Source organism: uncultured Vibrio sp. (assembly GCF_947488985.1).
Taxonomy (GTDB): Bacteria; Pseudomonadota; Gammaproteobacteria; order Enterobacterales; family Vibrionaceae; genus Vibrio.
This window is the reverse complement of sequence record NZ_CANLBV010000034.1, coordinates 12,860-32,408: the sequence shown is the minus strand read 5'-3', so window position 1 is coordinate 32,408 and position 19,549 is coordinate 12,860. Positions and strand designations below refer to the sequence as shown.

Here is a 19,549-nt window from a genome sequence, read left to right as displayed (position 1 = left end):
ATTGGACGGAATTTAAGCACTCAGCCTAAATAAATCATGGATCGCTCGAATATAGAGGTCAAACCACATGCCAATAATCCTTTAGATAACAACTCTCTAGCTGCTCTTCATCCCTAAAACCAAAAAGAGCTTTCAGCATATACACTGAAAGCTCTCCAAATTATGACCAATATCAATTCTAACTCTAATTGACTAACTAAATATATTGTCGCCCATTTGATCGATAAACATCTGCGACTTCTTGAGCATCAATTCATTGGCATCTTCTTTGTTTGAAACAACATCTGAACGAATAAAGCGATGCGTTTTTAATTCATCGCCAATTTCTTTCTCGATTCGCCCAGCAACACGGTACTGACCAGACTCTGCAATGGCATCTTGATAGATATTGAAACCTTTATATTCGACTAGTTCAATCTCTACTTTTTGTTCGGATTTTTCTTTACCACCAAATAATCTAGAAAAGAATCCCACGTTTTTACTCCTTAAATGACCGTACTGACACTAAACTATCATGACTGTTTACGGTCCAACAATGGCTTTTCATACCATTCCAGTTCAACATCATCATCAAAGTTATGTTGACTAAAGATGACAGGCACATTGTCATGTCGTTTGCGTCTTCTGTCATCAATGATCATGGTTTCTGCATTTTTAACGGCGACTTCACTATTTCTTTTATAAAGTACCAGTTTGTCTTCTGGTAGTGCCGAAAGAAAATCGACATCAAAGCGGATGTAGATAGGCTTAAGCTGTCCTAAAGCCAAACACGCGAGATCGGCCAACTGTTCATTGGTATAACTCGACACATATTCCTCGGTAGCTAAAACATTCCCTACCAAAGTTTCCATATAGTTATGTACATCGACACTAATTTGCATACTACATCTCCATTTGCAGTTTTCACCGATTAGCGGCATAAACATTGTTAGCATCTATAACAACTAATCAATCCATTTTATATACTTGTAGTTCGTTCTGAGGTTAAGATCAACTAAAATAATATAAAAACAATTGCACACTTACCGACCTATAGCTATGTTTTTGCACCAATTTACGCAAAAAGCTTGGCATTCTCTTATTTAATCGTATTCTAAATGTGAAATTAAATTACAAGATCATCAATATAGTTAGGTTTACCGTATCCAATGGCCTCTTCTTTTGTAACGTCGAGTATGTTTCGATTTTGCTTTCCTCTATTTTTGCTGGCAATTTTACTCATAGGTATGGACAGTGTCATTCTCGTGACAGACTCAAACTTAGGGTTTGCTAGTAACCTGCCATATATCTTATTGAGCGTGTCCGTTGTGCTATGCCATATATTCAAACAAGGGCGCATGGCAATGATCTCGTTAACAATGCTTATCGCGTACCTGATTATCCAAGGCCGGCTACAAACCCCCTTAAATACTGGAACCACACTACTGGAGTTGTCGTTACTTGCTGCCTTAGTGCCTGTTAGTTGCTTATTGGTGTACGCCTTTCCTGACACCGGCGTGAACTCAAAAGCGATGTTTCTATTTACCGTCATCGTCATACTCTTCATGGTTTGGGCAAAATTGATTGTCTCTCACTTTCATGCCGGAGGTTTTGAATCATGGAGTGAAGGCCTATTATTTACCGTAAGAGACTTCTCTAAGCTTCCTTTCGTATTGGTACTGTATAGCCTGTGCCTATTGGGGCTGACTGCCATTTTAGTTCTGGTGTATAACCGATCCATCGATGTGGTGGTTTACAGTGCTATCTTACTCTCATCGAGTACGTTCATATTCTTTGATGTCCAATACATCTCTAGTACGATGTTTTCATTATCGGGAATCTTGCTCATCGTGTATTTAATGTCTGCTAGCCATGAGATGGCCTTCAATGACCGACTGACCAATATCCCGGGAAGGCACGCCTTAGAAGTCGATATGAAACACTTGGGTCGCAAATATTCGATGGCTATGATCGATATTGACCATTTTAAAAAATTCAACGACACCTATGGGCATGATATTGGTGATGATGTATTAAAGTTGGTGGCAGGTATGTTAAAAGAAACGTCTGGCGGGGCAAGAGCGTATCGCTATGGTGGGGAAGAGTTTACAATCATCTTTAAAGGTAAGCACTCTGAACAAGTTAAACCCCATTTGCAAGCCTTGATCACCGATATCCAGAACAAAGATATGACGATACGTAATACTCAAAATCGGCCAGATGATCGTAAAGTCGGTATAAAACATCGTGGAAAAAGTGAAGAACCGACCAAAGTGGTCAATGTTACCGTCAGTATTGGTCTTTCAGATAGTTTGTCTACTAGGCAACCAGAAGAGGTATTAAAGCTTGCAGATAACGCACTATACAAAGCAAAAAAAGCGGGCCGAAACCGGCTCAGTTCACACAGTTAACCCAATATTTGGGACTCCCTGACCGGTTTACCTGCTGTATGTATGGCTTTTTAGCTGTATTAAGCCACTACACAATCCCTCTAATATCACGCTGTATATAGGTGTTCCGGCCACTTTGTTTCGCTTGATAGAGAGCTTGGTCTACCTTTTCATAAATAGAGTCTAGGGACTCATCGCCTTTAGGAACAAAAGTGAGCACACCTTGTGACACGGTCACTCTATCCGATACTTGAGAATAGTTATGTGGGTAGTTCATTTCAAACAGCGAATCTTTAACACGGATTGCATGTGACTTAGCGGTTTCTCTGTTTGTATCACTTAGGATCACAATAAATTCTTCACCACCATAGCGACCGACATATTCACCGGCACGTATGAATAGGTTCTTAAGCGTACTAGCAAGACCTCTCAAACAATCATCACCTTGAATGTGCCCGTAATTATCATTATAAGGTTTAAAATAGTCGACATCTAACAGTATAGCCGTCATCGGTAAGTTATGCCGCCCGTGCCACGCAATCATCTCTTCAAGTTTACTGTCCATATATCGACGGTTGTACAGCTTGGTCAGTCCATCCTCGTTCGCTTGTTGCTGAAGCAGGATATTGAACTCTTCTAGCTTTGCCGTACTTTGTTTGAGCTCTCGCCTCATATGCGCAATACGTTGCATTGCAATAAGTTTAGAGTTGAGAACGACTTTGTCGACAGGTTTAATGAGGTAATCATCGCCACCAGCCTCAATCGCTTTTGCGATCATTTCTGGCTCTTCATGACCACTCAGAAAAATGATAGGTATCCATTCAGGGAATTGAGAACGAACTTCGTTCGCCACCTCAAAACCGTCCATGTCGGGCATACTGATATCGAGCAACACCAGTTCTGGTTCGAAGCCAGAATAGACACTCAGGGCCTCTTTCCCGCTACCTACAGCTTCAACAATATGCCCTAGCTGCTTGAGTCGAATAGCAAGTTGAATCCTGTCTAGTTGAACGTCATCAACCAGTAATATGCGCATCGAAGATCCCTTTTCTATCATCACATCACCTTTATATCGTATCGAATATTCAAAGTAGCTCAATTTAAGGCTTAAATCATGCCCTAATTTCCATATTATATTGACTTTTGTACAGATCTTTTTAGCATTGTTTCTTTTTAAAGAGAAATACTATGTCGGACACTACACACAACGAACAACAAGAAATCGATTTAACTACAATCTCGCCAGAGCTTCGTCAAGTTATCGAATTCGATGAAGTGCCAAAAGAGATGCACTTTATGGTGACTTCTATTCATGAAGTGTCTGAAGAAGCAGTACGCGAAGCTTGGGATAGCCTGCCAGCAAGCGCACAAAATGTTTTGGACAACTTCGAACAGTTCCACGCTCTTATCTCAGTGAGCCAAGCTTTCGCTGGTATTAACGTGATGGAAGAGTTCCCTACTCTTAAACTTCCAGAAGACATGACTGACGAAGAAAAAGAAGAGTACCGTGCTCAACTGCTAGACCAAGTACTACACAACTGTGTGAAAGACATGGTTAAGCAGATCAAGAAAGCTCGTCGTGATGCGATCTTGAAGCGTGATTTTAAAGAAGTCTTTACTAAGTAAGTTACTGTCGTCTAATACCAATCACAGATTGACTACGATTGGTATAAGGTTAGATACACTCGTTATTTCGATGTGCGACTTTAAACTGATCGCCAACAGTAATACCTATGATTAAGCCGCAGGTTGTTTTACACAAGCGGCTTTTTTGTGCCCACAGCTATTCATAGCTTAACAGTACAGTTGTACTAATTCAGACCTGAGCCTATTCACCTAATGCGTCACCGCAATATCTCTCTGGGCGACACTTACTCCTTTGATCTGCGCATAAACTTGCTGTCCTACTTCTAAGGCTAACTCATCCAATGCCCACAAAGTGATGGTTGCCCAGAGGCTGCATTGCGACTCAAGCTCTAACTCAACCGCGACACTCTGCTTATTTGTGCCTTGTTGATGCTTCTCTATGCTTTTAATCGTCACAGGTAGGATATTACGTATTGAAGTGGCTTGCGGCTGCTCTAGTGTAATAGAGACATCATTTGCCCTCACTTGCAGCCTTACCTTTGCACCAATGTCACTCGACACCTTCTGAACCCAAAGTGACGTCGATTTCCCTAACGTCAGACGAGACAGCGCGTAATCATTATTATGCTCAGTAAGTGTTGCTTCAAACAGTGAGCTTTGTTCAGAGAACGATTGCCATGGTTGCATCGCCCTTGATGCCCACACTTGTTCTGTGACACCCGATGACAGCACCTTCCCCTGATCAATAATCACTAAGTGGTTCGCCAAGCGTAAAATCTCATTGAGGCTATGGGTGACATAGATGATCGGGATTTGAACCTTTTCCGATAGGCTTTCCAAAAACGGCATGACCTCACGCTTGCGTGGTATGTCTAGAGACGCTAACGGTTCATCCATTAACAAAATACTCGGTTTAGACAATAGCGCACGGCCTATCGCAACTCGTTGTTTCTCACCGCCAGACAAACGAGCAGGATAACGGTCAAGCAGTGCTCCCAAAGACAACAGCGAGACTATTTGCTCAAAATGAGCCTTATCAACTCCTTTCATGCCATATTTAAGATTGCCTGAGACCTTCATGTGCGGGAACAGCCGCGACTCTTGGAATACATACCCGACATTGCGTTTATAAGTCGGTAGGTCAATGCCATTCTCACTGTCAAACAAAGTGGTTCCAGATACGCTGATCACTCCTTTATCGGGCTGCTTAAGACCACTAATTGCATTAATAAGTGACGTTTTCCCTGCTCCAGAGCGGCCAAAAATCGCCGTGATGCCATGACTCGGCAATGTTAAATCAATATCAAAGAAGATCTCGCCAAGCTGTTGCTGGTACTGAAGGATTAAAGCACTCATGCATTCCCCCCTAAGCGCTGTGCCGACTTTCTATTAAGCCATTCAGATAGCATTAATGAACCAAGGGCAATCACTATAGAAATGACACACAAACGCGCCGCTTCCATCTCTGCGCCAGGGGTTTCAATAAAGGTATACATGGCTAATGGGATGGTTTGAGTTTCACCGGGAATATTGGAAACAAAGCTGATTGTCGCGCCAAATTCTCCCAGGCTTCTCGCGAAAGAGAGCATGGTGCCGGTAATGATCCCTGGGATCATTAAAGGCAGTGTAATGGTGAAAAAAACTCTCATTGGCGAAGCGCCCAATGTGGCAGCCGCCTCTTCAAGCTTGCTGTCGACGGTCTCTAGACTTAGCCTGATAGAACGGACCATTAGAGGTAAAGAAACGACCACACAGGCAAGCGCCGCGCCCTTCCAACTAAAGCTGAATACAATACCAAACACATCATTAAGCCATGCTCCAATGATGCCTTGTCTACCCATCATCACCAGCAACAAATAACCGATGACCACAGGTGGGAGTACCAAAGGCAGATGCACCACACTCTCTATAATACTCTTTCCAACAAAGTGTTTTTTAGCGAGCAGCCACGCTAAGCCAATGCCGATAGGAATCAGCCACAAGATGGCAAAACCAGCCACTTTCACGCTCAACATCAGCGCTTGGTATTCATATTCCGATAAATACATCATTTAACGCACTTCAAAACCAAAACTGTTTAAGATGTCCTTCGCATTTTCGCTATCGAGAAAACGATAGAAATCGTTTGCGACCGATTTATCGCTCATTTTTGCGACAGGGTAACGTATTGGAGTGTGTAGCTCTGAAGGAAATATCGATACCACATTCACTTCTTTTGATAATAGCGCATCGGTTTTGTAGACAATACCAAGTTTTGCTTCACTGCGTTCGACCAAGGCCAATGCGACACGAACATTGTTACTTGGCGCTAATCGATTCTTTACGTTGTCCCATACCCCTAGGGCTTGTAACGCTTCTTTTGCGTAGATACCGGCGGGAACCGACATCGTATTACCGACAGCAAGCCTTTCATTGGTCAGTAGTTTTGCCCATTGTTCGCCTTGTGACAGCTCCAATGATATCGACGTCTCCTTCGGCGAAATCAACACCAATTCGTTTTCGCATAAATTAGTGACATTGTCACTAGATACAACTTTTTGGTCGACGAGATGAGCCATCCACTTTTCATTTGCTGAGATAAAGATATCAGCCGATGCTCCCCTTTCTATCTGCCGTACTAGTGAAGACGTACTGGCATACACCGGAATAACATCAACTGAATGTTGTTTCTCAAACTCGTCAACTAATAGATTAACCGCATTAGTCATAGACGATGCCGCATAAACTCGTAGCTTTTCTGCGGCAAAAAGGTGACTAGAAGTCAACGCCGTACTTAAGGCGATAATTAAAAGAATAGTTAGCTTTTTCATTGTTCCCACTGATTTATGATGCATTTCAGTTCTTGAATGACCCGTTAAATTCAGGCCAAAGCGGTGAGTTCCGGCCAGAGTAAATCAAGATCTAAATATTCTTCAATGGCATCTGCGATCCGGTTTATACCCAACTCTTTTAATTGTTCATGGTCAATCACGGTAATGTCACTGGCGCCTGCCCATTCGCAAATAAGCGACAACGCATCACTGTTATCAAATACGCCATGCAAGTAGGTGCCCAATATCGAGTTATCTTGATTGACTGCGCCATCAAGGCGATTGGATTTCAACTGAACCGGTTGAACCGTTTCATTAACATCTGTTTTACCTACATGAATTTCATACCCTTTAACTGGCGCAGCTTTGCCACAAAGCGTGATGGTGCCACGCACGTTGGTTAAGGTTTTCTGCTGGGTTAAGGTGGTTTCAGTATCGAGATGCCCTAATCCTTCACTGCTACCGGGCTTCCCTTCCACACCATCAGGATCATGGATGAGGTTACCTAGCATCTGGTAACCGCCACAGATCCCCATAACCTTGCCGCCTAAACGTAAGTGTCGCTGAATATCTTTGTCCCAGCCTTGTTGTCTGAGATAGTCTAAATCGGCTCTTACCGACTTAGTCCCCGGTAAAATAATGAGATCAGCGCTGTTCAGGCGCTCGCCCTTACCGACATAACGTAAATCGATTGAAGGGTTCAGTCGTAGCGCATCAAAGTCGGTATGGTTGCTGATTCGAGTTAAAATGGGCACCACGACCTTAAGCTTAGCTTCTCCGTCAGATTCTTGAGCAGAGGTGATCGCATCTTCAGCTTCTAGATTAAAGCCATGTAGATATGGCAAGACACCAATTACCGGTTTGCCTGTTTTCTCCTCTAGCCAATCGAGGCCAGATTGAAGAAGCGCAATGTCACCTCTAAAACGGTTGATCACAAAACCTTTTACTCGCGCTTGTTCCGATTCAGACAAAAGGGCCAATGTACCATACAAGTGCGCAAAAACCCCTCCACGATCGATATCAGCGACGATGATCACTGGAATATCGGCTTTTTCCGCAAACCCCATATTCGCAATGTCGTTTTCACGAAGATTGATTTCAGCCGGGCTTCCCGCCCCTTCGATCATCACACTCTCGTACTCTTCACCAAGGCGCTCAAATGAGTCAATCACCGTATCCATCGCGACTTTCTTGTAATCATGATAGCCCATCGCTTCCATGTTGCTCAGCGCGCGGCCTTGCAGAATCACTTGTGCGCCCGTGTCGGAATTGGGTTTTAGTAGTACAGGGTTCATGTGAATGGAAGGCTCAATATTACACGCTTGTGCCTGAACCGCTTGAGCGCGACCGATTTCACCACCGTCTTTGGTCACCGCACTGTTTAATGCCATATTCTGTGGCTTAAAAGGGGCAACTTTAACGCCTTTTCTGACCAAAACACGGCACAAACCTGCCACCAAAACGCTTTTACCAGCATCTGATGTTGTACCTTGAACCATTAAGTGTTTATTTTTCAAACTTTACACAACCTTAAGCTAAGAATTTCTCTTAAACTAAACTTTGTCTATCCACTGCGGCTGAAAGATAAATATGAATCTTATAGGGCGCGTTGATCTTTCGAGCTGATTTTTGCAGCGAGTTGCTGGGTATTTATACAAGGCAGAGGCTTCGATGTGTAGCTAGCCTACATGAGAAGCCGATAACGCAGTAGAAATGACCAGCAAACGCTGCCCGAAGGGTTCGGCTAAAAGCGTTTTACTCTTTGTTGAGGAGGATTTGCTTAGAATGCTAGGCTACTTCCTCCTCGCCGCGATTAAAACGCTTTTATCTCGAACAAAATTTAACCGCGAAAGGTCAACACGCCCTAGCCTGAATACAAATGATTAAAACCTATCACAAATTGATGGACAACATCATATATATTCAGCAGTCTTGAAACCCAACAAGGTGATAACAGTACCGAACACTCAAAATATCGACATTTTTGTAAAGTTCATACGCCTAAATTTATCGAGCAAGCATTAGCCAATAGTTTTATTGAGGCAACGAATATTATTGGATAGCTGCTTTTTTACGGATTCAAGAGGTATAAAATCACTCGCCAAAATCGCTTTTCTTGAAAATATTGCGTTCATCTCATAGGACAGTGGGTAGTTAACATAAACGCCCATCATCATTTTAAAGGTTATTTTCTCAAAATTTTCTCGGAGCAACTTATACTGACTCAATAAATTTTTGTACCTTTGAAGGTTAAATCTGACAATGTCCATATACCCATCAGGTTTTTTAACGTTTGAGGCGTTCGCCACCACATCAAACAACCTTTTTGACTCTCTCAAACTGCCAAGTTCCACAAGAATGGTCTTTTTAATGATCAAGGGGACGCTGCTACTATCAAGTTTGTAGCCTCTGCTATCCCACCGTTGAACCAAATGCAAAGCGGCTTTGTCTTTGCCAGCTCTTAATGTTAGGTAAGCAAAGAACAGTTCTAAAACTGAATCTACATAGCGTTTTTGACCGAGTCCAAACTTCTTAATCATCTTCTTAAGAAGAGTTTGATGTACGCGTCTGCCTTCTACATAGCCAAGAAAGCATTGTTTTGAGTTAATTATTTTTACCAATACCGAAACACCTAGGTGATTAAAATCATCGATGGATAGTGCGCCGTATCGCTCTCTGCACTTGATTGCTGCAATGACACAATCTTCTTTTCCGGTCACTAATGCAGAATAAATAACACCCGATAGGCTTTCACAATCAAAGGGGTTGAAATTCAAAGATTCTAAACAATATAAGCTGTAATTAACCAGATCATTTTTTGCTAAACATCGTTGCGCTAGGCACTTATTAGAAAAATAAGTCAAGCTAAGCTTTCGACTTACTCTCGATAGCCTTGCTAATGAAATGCCATTTCCCTCATTATTTTTCATGAAATTAATAAAATGGAAGTCGCTCAATTTATGGGTGTCGAACTCTCTCAACAGATGATCATACGTGGTTGGTTTATGGTGATAGAGTAAATTAAGGACCAATTCACTAAGATTATTATTTCTTTCAATAATCTTCTTTAAATTTGTTTCACTCTCACCCAGCACCAACTCACGAACTTTTGCGATTTTTTGGAAGTATCGATATTTCGCTTCTAGTTGATTAATATTCTCTCTGAACACCGCTAGGTTAATTAATCCAACATGGGAAAGCATAGTCAAAGGATAAAGAGCTTGTAATTCTCTGAGGAAGGGTTCATTCGCTTCAACAGAGTGAACCAGAAAGATTACACCTTTTTTATTGAATAATTTTGCCAACTTTTCAATTTGATTGAAATTTTTATAGGAATACTCAATGTAGGCAAACTCACAGCCTTCTGGAATCTGAGCGTTTGCGTAGATAGTACTAGCAACGTTTGCAAAACCTAGATGCTCAAACAATCGCTTTACTTGAAAAGATTTTTCTCGGTCTTCTGATAAACACAAAACTACTTTACTTTTCATCTAGCCATACTCGCACTTACATAACCTTCAATAGAAACGGAATAAAGGTCAGGCAATGCATGAATACGAATGCTGTTCTCTTTACTCATAGATAGATCTCTCACCAAGATAACTCTCCACAATCAGCCCAGAGCTTATTAACTGCAGGCAAGTCAAAAAGCAGCCTCAAATCATTTAAAGGCCGCCGTCCATAAAAAGAAAATCCGTATTCTTAAATCTTATAAGTGTGTGAAAAACACAATATCCTCCCACGAGAAGTGAGAAAGGAAGGTATTCTAACAACCAAAGGACACATTTAAAATAACCAAATCACAATGAAATGTAATAAAAAAACAACAGAAACTATCAATGACCACCATTAATCACCCAGTTCTATAAATGCACTTATTACTCAATCGTTAATGGCATGGATGCATTCAAATTAATTATAACTACGCTGGCAATATTCATCCGCTTATTGGTACTATGAGCGAATCGATGCTCAATAAAATGAATCCAGAATGAATACCTTACTCATTCTGGATTCAACCCTAACGTTGTTTAATAGCGCCATCGAAACTAAAACCTTTTAGGGCAGATTTTTTATTCACCCAAACTCGTATCAACCTAAACCAACACTAAGGGATCCATCATGAAAAAAACGGTATTAACTATCGCAACCACTCTTATTATTGCTCCTACGCTCGCGATGGCGAGTGACCACAAGCACAATAAAAACCAAGATCCAATCACTTACACAGGCCCGGTAGAAACCGTTGCTGTTGCCTCTTTACTTGAAAACACCAGTATGTTTTCAGAGCAAGACGTTATTGTGGACGGTAAAATTATCCGTCAGCTAAAAAGTGACACGTTTATCTTCTCTGATGGACAGAGTGATATTCAAATTGAACTCGATGACAACATTCGCTTGACGCAACCTCTCAATGCGGATACGAAAGTCCGCCTCTTTGGTGAATATGAAGGCGGCAAAACACCTGAAATCGAGGTTGAACACATCCAATTGTTGTAAACCACAGCCTCAAATAACTGGCTTTACATAAAAACTTGATATAAGTTGATGTTAATTGGTCTGCATTTTGCGGACTTTTTTATATGCTGTTGAAAATACAAATTTATATGGAGTCACCATGCAAGATCGCACAAACAAGAGTGTTCTTTTTGGAATAGCTGCACTGTGTTCATTCTCTGCGTCTGCAAACAACTTTAACTACAACACATTTGAATTTCGTATGGGGGCAAGCCCTAGCACTTTCGGTGGTGAAGTAACAACTATGTTCACGCAGAACTCGCACTTTGTTGCACGTATCGATTCTGAATTTGAAAGCGATTGGGATGCGGCGATCGGTATGGGATTCAATGGACCAACGGGGCAATTTGCCGATATCACGGGTCAATTGCTATTGCACAACATTGAACGTAATAGCAACAACGATTTCAGAACTGAAGTCAATATCGGAATGAGAGCTTGGGTGGTTGCAAACGTTGAAGTGAACGCGAAACTTGGCCAACTGATTGACAACGATAAAACCAACTCGCTCTTTGGTGTCGGTGTGCGTTTTCACTCAACGGAACAACTTTCGGTTGGGATCAATTGGGGCAGCAATGGAACCTATGGCAACCAAGCTCTGATATCGGCTCGATTCGGCTACTAATCTGAATACGCTTTTTACCAACACTTTACGATATCAGCATCCACTCAATAAAAAAGCCCAGTCAAAACTGACTGGGCTGGCTTAAAAGAATCGCTTTATATCAATCCCTAATAACCCGCAGTAGACGGTTTGATTCTAAATAAGATAGTGTACATCACAGGTACGACGATTAACGTTAATACCGTAGCAAAGCCTAAACCCGCCATGATGGTGATTGCCATCGAGCCAAAAAACGCATCAAATACCAAAGGAATCATACCTAAGATAGTGGTCAGTGCTGCCATTGATACCGGGCGAACGCGACTAATAGCACTGTCGACAACCGCTAAGTATGGATCTTTACCTGTCGCAAGTTCACTGTTGATCTGATCAAGCAATACGATACCGTTCTTCAAGATCATGCCACTTAAACTCAGTAAGCCTAAAAACGCGGTAAAGCTGAATGGCATGTTCGTGCCTAGCAAACCAATCGATACGCCGATAATCGATAGTGGCACTGTAAACCAAATTACCAGCGGCTTACGAACTGAGTTAAACAAAAGCATAGTGATGATGAACATCAACAAGTACCCCATTGGTAATGCGCTAAATAGGGATTCTTGCGCGTCTTGAGCACTTTCATATTCACCGCCCCAACTAATGCTATAGCCTTCTGGTAACGCTAATGCTTCTACCTTTGGTTGTACGCGACTAAACAAGCTCACCGGTGTTTCATCACCCAATACGTCGTGGTCAGCCAGTACCGTTAAAGTGCGTTTTCTATCGCGACGTTGAATCAGTGGTTCAGACCATTGAAGTTCAACGCCATCAATCACCTGTTCAACGGGAATGTACGTTTGCAGTGATGGACTCCAAATCTTCACATTGTTCAGTGACTCAAAATCAAAACGCTCTTTTTCCGGCAAACGCGCAACGATAGGCAGCATATGAGTGCCATCACGCAGTAACCCGATATTGTAACCACCAAATGCCATTTGTAACGTTTCAGACAGATCGGTTTTTGAGATACCAAGACGACGTGCCTTTGATTCATTAAACAGAGGCACCAACTCTTTGGTACGCTCACGCCAGTCATGACGAACATTTCGCGAGCCAGGATCCGCCAAGAAGATATCTTCAACCTCTACCGCTATACTGCGAAGTACCTGTGGGTCTGCGCCACTGATTCGAGCTTCAATTTTTGACGCCGGTGACGGGCCAAACTCAATCAGTTTAAACTGGAAAGTTGGCTGTTCAAATTCGCTGGCTAGGTTCTTATCTAGCCCTTGTAGGACTTGGAACATGCTATCAAGGTCTGTTGTTCGAACCTGCAGTTGACTGTACGCTTCGTAACTTTTTTCTGGTTGGTATGTTAAGGTAAAACGCTGCATTCCCTGCCCAACCGTTGTGGTGACAAACTCGACGTCATCTTGCTGGCGAATGTAGCTTTCTACCTGCTTAGTCTGTTTAATAGTTTCACGAACATCCGTTCCTTCCGGCATCCACATATCGACGTAAAACATTGGCGTATTCGATGCAGGGAAGAATTGCTGCTTCACCATGCCAAAACCTACCACTGAAAATGCCAGTAATACGACCATGCTAACAGCGGTAAGCCATCTAAATCGAAGCGCAGCTTTCAGGCATGCTCCGAATACAACGAACAGAATACCTTTATAAGGGTCTTCGTTTTCATCCTCCTTATCTTCTTCTTTCAACATCATTTCGGCAAGGAATGGCGTCAGCGTCAACGCCGTGATCCAGCTTAAAAATAATGAGAAGCAGAGCACCCAAAATAGGGATCCCATGAACTCGCCCGTGGCATCTTTGGACAGGCCAATAGGCGCAAACGCGGTGATGGCAATGATGGTGGCACCTAATAAAGGCCACTGTGTTTGCGTGACAATATCTTTTGCTGCTTGTAGCTTCGTCTTGCCTTTTTTCAGGCCAACCAAAATACCTTCAACGACGACAATAGCGTTATCCACCAGCATACCCAACGCGATAATCAAGGCACCTAGTGAGATTCGGTGCAGTTCTAACCCGTTGTAGTCCATGAGAATGAAGGTACCGAATACCGTCAATAAAAGGACTAAACCAATAATTAAGCCACTACGTAAACCCATTGCGAACAGTAGAACAATGATAACAATCGCGACCGCTTGGCCAAGACTGATCAAGAAATCAGCCACCGATTTATCCACTTCTTGGGATTGATTATAGAAATAATTCAGCTCAATTCCGGCAGGTTTAATGCTTTCAAGATGCTCAAGCTCTGCATCGAGCGCTTGACCAATCTCAACCACGTTTACGCCCGCCGAGAATGCAATACCAAGGTTAATGGCAGGCTTACCGTTATACGTCAGCACATTATTCGGCTTTTCTTGAATGCCACGCGTAACGTTTGCAACATCTTTCAAGCGGATCAAATTGCCCGTGTCACGGCCATGAATGATCAGGTTTTCTAGCTCTTCAACCGTGTTCAACGTGCCATTAGGTTTGATCGCCAAACTTTGACCATTGAGCATCACCTGACCGGCTGAGACCACACTGTTTTGCTGTGATAGCAGCGCCGTCACAGTCGACATATCGAGGTTTAATGCCGCCAATCGCTCAAGAGACATTTCGACAAACAGTTGCTCTTGTTGATCGCCCGCGATACTGACTTTACCAATACCGTCGACCAGTTCGATCTCTCGTGTTAAATAATCAGCATACTGTTTCAGCTCGACGTAATCATAACCATCGCCTGTCAGCATGATCATCACGCCAAAGACGTCACCAAAATCATCAATGATCTGAACCGAGTTAACACCACTTGGTAATGTCGGCCGAAGATCATTAATTTTACGACGCATTTCATCCCAAATCTGTGGCAATTCATCAGGACCGTAATCCATCTTCATGCTCACCATTATTTGAGACATACCATCGGATGATGTCGACGTGATCTTATCGATATAAGGCAACTGTCGAATCTCTTTTTCAAGCGGATACGTCAGCTCTTCTTCAACCTCCATCGACGTCGCGCCGGGGTACGTTGAAATAACCATAGCGTCTTTAATCGTAAAAGCGGGATCTTCTAAACGGGATAGATTGCCGAATGATGAAATACCACCCACGGCTAAAATGACCAGAAACAGCCAGCTGATTACTTTATTTTTTATTGAATATTCTGCAATGTTCATTCTGCTTTCCCTGACAATTTCATTCCATCACGAAGCTTTCTTAGATTCGAATTGACGAGTTGATCACCTTGCTCAACACCATGTGCGATAAGAGCGCCTTGGCCGCTGATCTTGTCGACTTCCACTTCGCTTTTGAATGCTTGGCCGTCTTCCATTTTCCACACGTAAAATTGGTTCGCTTCAGCACCGGCTTGTAGAGTCGTCATCGGTAGTTGATAACCTTGCACATCACTCAGCCCTGCTTTTGCCATATCAACATTCACCGTCACGCTTGTTCCCGGCAGAATTTCACTTTCCGGTTGCGGCATCTGCATCCAGAATTCATAAGTACGAGATTGTGGGTGCAGTTCGCTGGTGTGCTCAAGATACGTCAATGGAAACTGCCCAACATGGCTACCAAACGTCGCTTCAGGGCGATAATTGCTTGAGCGCATGTCAGGGCTAATCGACGCTAAGATCGAATCGGATACTTGGATTCGCACGTAGACCTTATCGTTCTGATACAAACTAAGGAGCGTTTCACCCGGTGTCGTGTTTTCAAAACGCTGCTTATCAACGGTAGAAACCGTGCCTGAAAATGGTGCTAGCAGCTCTGTGTAGCTCAGCTTGCGTTGTGCCGCAGCCAAGTTAGCCGATGCCAGTTTGTAGTTAGCTGTCAGTTGGTCGTGTTCCGATTGCGACAACATCTTGCTACCAAACATCTCAGTACCGCGAGACAATTGCTTGCTCGCTAATTCAAACTGAGATTGAGCATCTGTTAAATCTTGTTTGTATGTCGCGTTGTCTAGGGTCGCCAGTAGCTGACCTTTTTCAACTTTGTCACCCGCTTCAACCAATACTTGTTGAATTTCACCAGCAAGCTTAAATGCCAATGGTGTCAGTTCTGTAGGCATCACCTGTCCGTTAAAACTTCTGAATTGTTCAGTAAGCGGCGCACCAACTTCAAAGGTTGAAACCAATAGTGAAGGCCGCTCACGGTGGTCTGCTTCGTTATTACAAGCTTGTAGTAATAACGCAGATGCAACCACAACTGATAATTTGGAAAGGTTCATTAAATACCGCCCTCACGTAACCAAGCTTTTACTTGCTGTCCATCTGATAACACATCCACACCTGCTTCTACGATTAGGTCGCCAGAAGACAGGCCATCAATCACCTTGCCCTGTTCATCAAGGGTAACTTGTACTTTAGAAATCAATTGCGACTCTGGGTTGTAGCGCCACAATTCACCGTGGTCTGCCTCTTTGCTTAACCAAGCAGAGTCAACAATACCAATGCCGTAGTCCGATCTGTTCTTCTGAACTTCAACTTGCGCTGTCATGCCAGAAAGCAGGTTTATATCTTCAGGCTTTTCGATAGACACAACCGCTTGGTAGCTGTTGGTATCTTCGTCTGGTTGAGTTGATATCTCTTTAAAGCGAGTCGGGATACGAATGCCGCGGTGGCTATCCATCACAACCCACATGTTTGAGCTTGTTAGGTCTTGAATTGAACGGTCTTCAAGCTTTGATACCGGAATGGAGAAAGTCACATCCATTTCGCTGTGATTCAAAATATTAAGTACCGGCTGCTTTTCTGCGATCAATTGATATTGCTTACCAAACACCATCGATACCACGCCATCGAATGGAGCAACTAATGTGGTGTAGCCAAGGTTTGTTTTTGCTTGGTCCAACTCAACTTCAGCGGCAGTAAAGGTGTTTACGGCTTGATCGTAGTAATCCGTGCTCACAAGCTTCTTCGAGTACAACTCAGACGCTTGCTTGTATTGGCTGTTCGCCAGATCAAATTTTGCTTGTGCTGCATCAACTGCAATACGGAAATCCGTCGCATCTAACACGGCGAGTACTTGCCCTTTCTTCACTTCTTGTCCCATGCGAACAGAGAATGTTTCAATATCTCCACCCACATTAAAAGAAAGCGCAGCCCGATCGGTCGCATCCACTTTGGCGATAAAACTATCAAGCTCCATATCTGTCTGTTGAGGGATCTCAAACAGCTTCACTGGCTTGACGACCTGCTGATGTTCCTCTGACTGAACTTTATCGCATCCCGTCAGAGAGCCAGTCAGCAATAGTGCTGCAATGACAACGCCCATGCGCCTGCTCGATGTGGCATTGATAGACAAGTTGGAATGCATGATGTCTCTCCATTCTATGATTATTATTTACTACACAGGTGTGCAGTATATTAAATAGAACGGAATATACAAGTTTTACTTTCCACCTGTGCAGTATTTTTTATTTCAGTAAAAACAGTGTAGAATGTGGTAATCAGGTAAATGTGTGAAATGAAGATGACTGAAAAGAAACAAGGTAGAAGAAGCGCCAAAGACGCGGAAGAAACTCGATTTCAAATTATGGCGGTTGCCGCAGAGATGTTTTGTGACTGTGGCTATGACCGTGTATCACTGCGAAACATCAGTGAAAAAGCTGGGGTATCCCATAGCCTTATCCGCCACCACTTTGGTAGCAAAGAAAAAATATGGCATGCAATCAGCGATTGTTTGCACGATTATTTTCAGTCATACATCAGCAAGATCATGGAAGAGCTGCCAAAAGATATTGCACCGAACATCTCTATCTATTTGTTTACCATGCGCCTTTTCACCAACATGATTCATTCACGCAGACCAATGCAGCTAATTTCAGACTCTGTTCGACAAGAAGATAACTTGGTTGATTATTTTATCGACAATGTTGGTGATATTGAGAAAGAAATTAATGAACTAGCAAAACAATATAACGACGCTAATCCAGACAATCTGATCAATATTTACGAAGTTAAATGGCAAATGATGATTTACGCTAACGCCGCGGTATGTTTAACCCCGTTCATGGAAAACATATGGAACGAAGGTGATATGAAAACTTCACCTGAAGAATCCCTGCTCAAGCATTGGCAACTCTTCAACTCACAAATGGTGAGTAAGTTCCGAATCGAGGATGAGTGGGTACTTAATCCTACTGCCCTAGAAGAGCTGATTTACGAAGTACCTTGTGTGTGGAAGTGCAATCAAGAACAACATTAATCCGATGCTTTTGTTTGCCCTGCCCGTAAATTAATTTACTTGATATAAAAAATGCCGTTACAGAATCAACTGTAACGGCGTTTTTTAGTATCTTATATATTGTAGATCTTTAATCTGGCTGATTAACGACGAGCTTTACCACGGTTTTGATGGATCTTAAGCTTTGCTTTCATTTTACGCTTTTCTGCTGAACGACCCTTACTGCGACCACCGCGATCGGGGGCTGCATCTTTTTCTAAGCTTGGTTCAAAGCCGTCTAACCACTCTTGAGGTAGGCGCGTATCCAGTAGTCGCTCAATGTCACCCAATAGGTAGGCTTCGTCTTGGCTCATCAATGAAATCGCAAGACCGCTGTTACCAGCACGACCTGTACGACCAATACGGTGAACGTAGTCTTCCGCTTTAAATGGCATATCGTAGTTCACAACTTGCTCTAGCTGCTGAATATCGATACCACGCGCTGCAACATCCGTTGCAATCAACGCTCGCACTTTGCCTGACTTGAAATCGTCCAGTGCTTTTTGACGCGCTCCTTGGCTCTTATCACCATTGATTGAAGCCGCTTTGATGCCGTCTAGTTTAAGCTCTTTTACTAGCGCGTCCGTACCCTGCTTAGTTTTAGTGAATACCAACACTTGTTGCCAGTTCTTTGAACCGATCAAATAAGCCAACAGTTCGCTTTTACGCGATTTATCAACCGGATAAACCATCTGAGTCACAGTGTCAGCCGTGCTGTTCTTCGGCGTCACTTGAATTTCACTTGGCGACTTCATCATGCGGTACGCAATCGCTTTGATTTTGGTATCGAACGTTGCCGAGAAGAACAACGTTTGGCGAACTTCATTCATACGCGAAAGAATGCGTTTGATATCAGGCATAAAGCCCATGTCCAGCATGCGGTCAGCTTCATCCAATACCAGAACATCAGTTTGACTCAACATGATGTTCCTTGTGAACATATGATCAATAAGACGACCAGGCGTCGCGACAAGAATATCTGCGCCACCGCGTAGCTTATCCGTTTGTACCTTCATACTCACGCCGCCGTAAGCCACTACGACTTTAATATCGGTGCCCTTTGCGTAGCGAGCTAAGTTATCAAACACCTGCTGTGCCAATTCACGAGTTGGTACCAACACAAGCGCACGAACGAGCTTAGGGTTTGGAATAACGTTATCTTTCGTCTCAATTAATCTTTGAATAATCGGTAAACCAAACGCGGCCGTTTTACCTGTACCCGTTTGAGCACCAGCCAGTACATCTTTACCTTCTAATACCAATGGAATCGCTTGTTCTTGGACACTGGTAGGAGCCGTAAAATTAAGCTCTGACAGTGTGTTAAGAAGATGCTCAGATAATCCTAGTTGGTTAAAAGATTTTGTAGATTCAGACATAGTATGATGCTCAAAGATTAAATAGGCGCGGATTGTAGCAAACCTGCA

Annotated in this window: 17 protein-coding genes; 5 read left to right on the top strand and 12 right to left on the bottom strand. The window is 43.0% G+C overall.

Going from position 1 to position 19,549, the window contains the following annotated elements:
- Positions 1–192: 192 nt before the first annotated feature.
- Together Q1A70_RS09925 and Q1A70_RS09920 are read right to left on the bottom strand one after the other, a co-directional pair.
- Positions 193–474 carry an HlyU family transcriptional regulator gene (locus Q1A70_RS09925; RefSeq protein ID WP_299689950.1) on the bottom strand — a complete coding sequence of 94 codons (282 nt, stop codon included), beginning with the start codon at positions 472–474 and terminating at the stop codon, positions 193–195.
- 38 nt (positions 475–512) lie between these two features.
- Positions 513–881 (bottom strand): late competence development ComFB family protein, encoded by a 369-nt coding sequence (locus tag Q1A70_RS09920; protein ID WP_299689953.1) that lies wholly within the window; start codon positions 879–881, stop codon positions 513–515.
- A gap of 267 nt (positions 882–1,148) precedes the next feature.
- On the opposite strand from Q1A70_RS09920, the gene Q1A70_RS09915 reads away from it, so the two are divergent.
- Entirely contained in the window at positions 1,149–2,390 is a 1,242-nt protein-coding gene (locus Q1A70_RS09915) for a GGDEF domain-containing protein (RefSeq protein WP_299689956.1), read from the top strand.
- A gap of 67 nt (positions 2,391–2,457) precedes the next feature.
- Here Q1A70_RS09915 and Q1A70_RS09910 read toward each other — a convergent pair whose 3' ends face one another.
- Complete coding sequence (locus Q1A70_RS09910; protein WP_299689959.1) at positions 2,458–3,405, bottom strand: diguanylate cyclase; 948 nt, start codon at positions 3,403–3,405, stop codon at positions 2,458–2,460.
- Between the two features lie 152 nt (positions 3,406–3,557).
- Here Q1A70_RS09910 and Q1A70_RS09905 point away from each other — a divergent pair, with 152 nt between their 5' ends.
- Complete coding sequence (locus tag Q1A70_RS09905; protein WP_299689962.1) at positions 3,558–3,995, top strand: DUF3069 domain-containing protein; 438 nt, start codon at positions 3,558–3,560, stop codon at positions 3,993–3,995.
- A 210-nt stretch (positions 3,996–4,205) separates the two neighbouring features.
- Here Q1A70_RS09905 and modC read toward each other — a convergent pair whose 3' ends face one another.
- From modC to Q1A70_RS09880, 5 genes are all read right to left on the bottom strand, one after another.
- Positions 4,206–5,312, bottom strand: coding sequence for a molybdenum ABC transporter ATP-binding protein ModC (gene modC, locus Q1A70_RS09900; RefSeq protein ID WP_299689965.1), 1,107 nt, complete (start codon positions 5,310–5,312; stop codon positions 4,206–4,208).
- Positions 5,309–6,007, bottom strand: coding sequence for a molybdate ABC transporter permease subunit (gene modB / locus Q1A70_RS09895; protein ID WP_299689968.1), 699 nt, complete (start codon positions 6,005–6,007; stop codon positions 5,309–5,311). The genes modC and modB overlap by 4 nt, the downstream gene beginning before the upstream one ends.
- Positions 6,008–6,766, bottom strand: a complete 759-nt coding sequence (modA, locus tag Q1A70_RS09890) for a molybdate ABC transporter substrate-binding protein (RefSeq protein WP_299689971.1) — start codon at positions 6,764–6,766, stop codon at positions 6,008–6,010.
- Between the two features lie 50 nt (positions 6,767–6,816).
- Positions 6,817–8,265, bottom strand: coding sequence for a cobyric acid synthase (locus tag Q1A70_RS09885; RefSeq protein WP_299690023.1), 1,449 nt, complete (start codon positions 8,263–8,265; stop codon positions 6,817–6,819).
- Positions 8,266–8,787: 522 nt separating this feature from the next.
- Entirely contained in the window at positions 8,788–10,257 is a 1,470-nt protein-coding gene (locus tag Q1A70_RS09880) for a hypothetical protein (protein WP_299689974.1), read from the bottom strand.
- A gap of 631 nt (positions 10,258–10,888) precedes the next feature.
- Between Q1A70_RS09880 and Q1A70_RS09875 the strand changes: the two genes are divergently transcribed.
- The gene (locus Q1A70_RS09875; RefSeq protein WP_299689977.1) at positions 10,889–11,266 is read left to right on the top strand and encodes a NirD/YgiW/YdeI family stress tolerance protein; all 378 of its coding nucleotides are present in this window, start codon (positions 10,889–10,891) and stop codon (positions 11,264–11,266) included.
- Positions 11,267–11,384: 118 nt separating this feature from the next.
- Positions 11,385–11,909 (top strand): hypothetical protein, encoded by a 525-nt coding sequence (locus Q1A70_RS09870; RefSeq protein ID WP_299689980.1) that lies wholly within the window; start codon positions 11,385–11,387, stop codon positions 11,907–11,909.
- Between the two features lie 107 nt (positions 11,910–12,016).
- Here Q1A70_RS09870 and Q1A70_RS09865 read toward each other — a convergent pair whose 3' ends face one another.
- From Q1A70_RS09865 to Q1A70_RS09855, 3 genes are read right to left on the bottom strand one after another with little or no spacing between them, the layout of a single operon-like run.
- Positions 12,017–15,076, bottom strand: coding sequence for an efflux RND transporter permease subunit (locus Q1A70_RS09865; RefSeq protein WP_299689983.1), 3,060 nt, complete (start codon positions 15,074–15,076; stop codon positions 12,017–12,019).
- Positions 15,073–16,128 (bottom strand): efflux RND transporter periplasmic adaptor subunit, encoded by a 1,056-nt coding sequence (locus tag Q1A70_RS09860; RefSeq protein ID WP_299689986.1) that lies wholly within the window; start codon positions 16,126–16,128, stop codon positions 15,073–15,075. The genes Q1A70_RS09865 and Q1A70_RS09860 overlap by 4 nt, the downstream gene beginning before the upstream one ends.
- Positions 16,128–17,216: an efflux RND transporter periplasmic adaptor subunit gene (locus tag Q1A70_RS09855; RefSeq protein WP_299689990.1), complete on the bottom strand. Its 1,089-nt coding sequence runs from the start codon at positions 17,214–17,216 to the stop codon at positions 16,128–16,130. The genes Q1A70_RS09860 and Q1A70_RS09855 overlap by 1 nt, the downstream gene beginning before the upstream one ends.
- Before the next feature lie 150 nt (positions 17,217–17,366).
- Between Q1A70_RS09855 and Q1A70_RS09850 the strand changes: the two genes are divergently transcribed.
- Positions 17,367–18,107: a TetR/AcrR family transcriptional regulator gene (locus tag Q1A70_RS09850; RefSeq protein WP_299690026.1), complete on the top strand. Its 741-nt coding sequence runs from the start codon at positions 17,367–17,369 to the stop codon at positions 18,105–18,107.
- A 122-nt stretch (positions 18,108–18,229) separates the two neighbouring features.
- Here the strand turns inward: Q1A70_RS09850 and Q1A70_RS09845 are convergent, their stop codons facing one another.
- Positions 18,230–19,501 carry a DEAD/DEAH box helicase gene (locus Q1A70_RS09845; RefSeq protein WP_299689993.1) on the bottom strand — a complete coding sequence of 424 codons (1,272 nt, stop codon included), beginning with the start codon at positions 19,499–19,501 and terminating at the stop codon, positions 18,230–18,232.
- Positions 19,502–19,549 lie beyond the last annotated feature (48 nt).

Excerpts from the sequence above, each read along its gene's own strand:
- Q1A70_RS09920 (WP_299689953.1), bottom strand. The coding sequence starts at position 881 with ATGCAAATTAGTGTCGATGTACATAACTATATGGAAACTTTGGTAGGG.
- Q1A70_RS09915 (WP_299689956.1), top strand. The coding sequence starts at position 1,149 with ATGGCCTCTTCTTTTGTAACGTCGAGTATGTTTCGATTTTGCTTTCCT.
- Q1A70_RS09910 (WP_299689959.1), bottom strand. The coding sequence starts at position 3,405 with ATGCGCATATTACTGGTTGATGACGTTCAACTAGACAGGATTCAACTT.
- Q1A70_RS09905 (WP_299689962.1), top strand. The coding sequence starts at position 3,558 with ATGTCGGACACTACACACAACGAACAACAAGAAATCGATTTAACTACA.
- modC (WP_299689965.1), bottom strand. The coding sequence starts at position 5,312 with ATGAGTGCTTTAATCCTTCAGTACCAGCAACAGCTTGGCGAGATCTTC.
- modB (WP_299689968.1), bottom strand. The coding sequence starts at position 6,007 with ATGATGTATTTATCGGAATATGAATACCAAGCGCTGATGTTGAGCGTG.
- modA (WP_299689971.1), bottom strand. The coding sequence starts at position 6,766 with ATGAAAAAGCTAACTATTCTTTTAATTATCGCCTTAAGTACGGCGTTG.
- Q1A70_RS09885 (WP_299690023.1), bottom strand. The coding sequence starts at position 8,265 with ATGGTTCAAGGTACAACATCAGATGCTGGTAAAAGCGTTTTGGTGGCA.
- Q1A70_RS09880 (WP_299689974.1), bottom strand. The coding sequence starts at position 10,257 with ATGAAAAGTAAAGTAGTTTTGTGTTTATCAGAAGACCGAGAAAAATCT.
- Q1A70_RS09875 (WP_299689977.1), top strand. The coding sequence starts at position 10,889 with ATGAAAAAAACGGTATTAACTATCGCAACCACTCTTATTATTGCTCCT.
- Q1A70_RS09870 (WP_299689980.1), top strand. The coding sequence starts at position 11,385 with ATGCAAGATCGCACAAACAAGAGTGTTCTTTTTGGAATAGCTGCACTG.
- Q1A70_RS09865 (WP_299689983.1), bottom strand. The coding sequence starts at position 15,076 with ATGAACATTGCAGAATATTCAATAAAAAATAAAGTAATCAGCTGGCTG.
- Q1A70_RS09860 (WP_299689986.1), bottom strand. The coding sequence starts at position 16,128 with ATGAACCTTTCCAAATTATCAGTTGTGGTTGCATCTGCGTTATTACTA.
- Q1A70_RS09855 (WP_299689990.1), bottom strand. The coding sequence starts at position 17,216 with ATGCATTCCAACTTGTCTATCAATGCCACATCGAGCAGGCGCATGGGC.
- Q1A70_RS09850 (WP_299690026.1), top strand. The coding sequence starts at position 17,367 with ATGAAGATGACTGAAAAGAAACAAGGTAGAAGAAGCGCCAAAGACGCG.
- Q1A70_RS09845 (WP_299689993.1), bottom strand. The coding sequence starts at position 19,501 with ATGTCTGAATCTACAAAATCTTTTAACCAACTAGGATTATCTGAGCAT.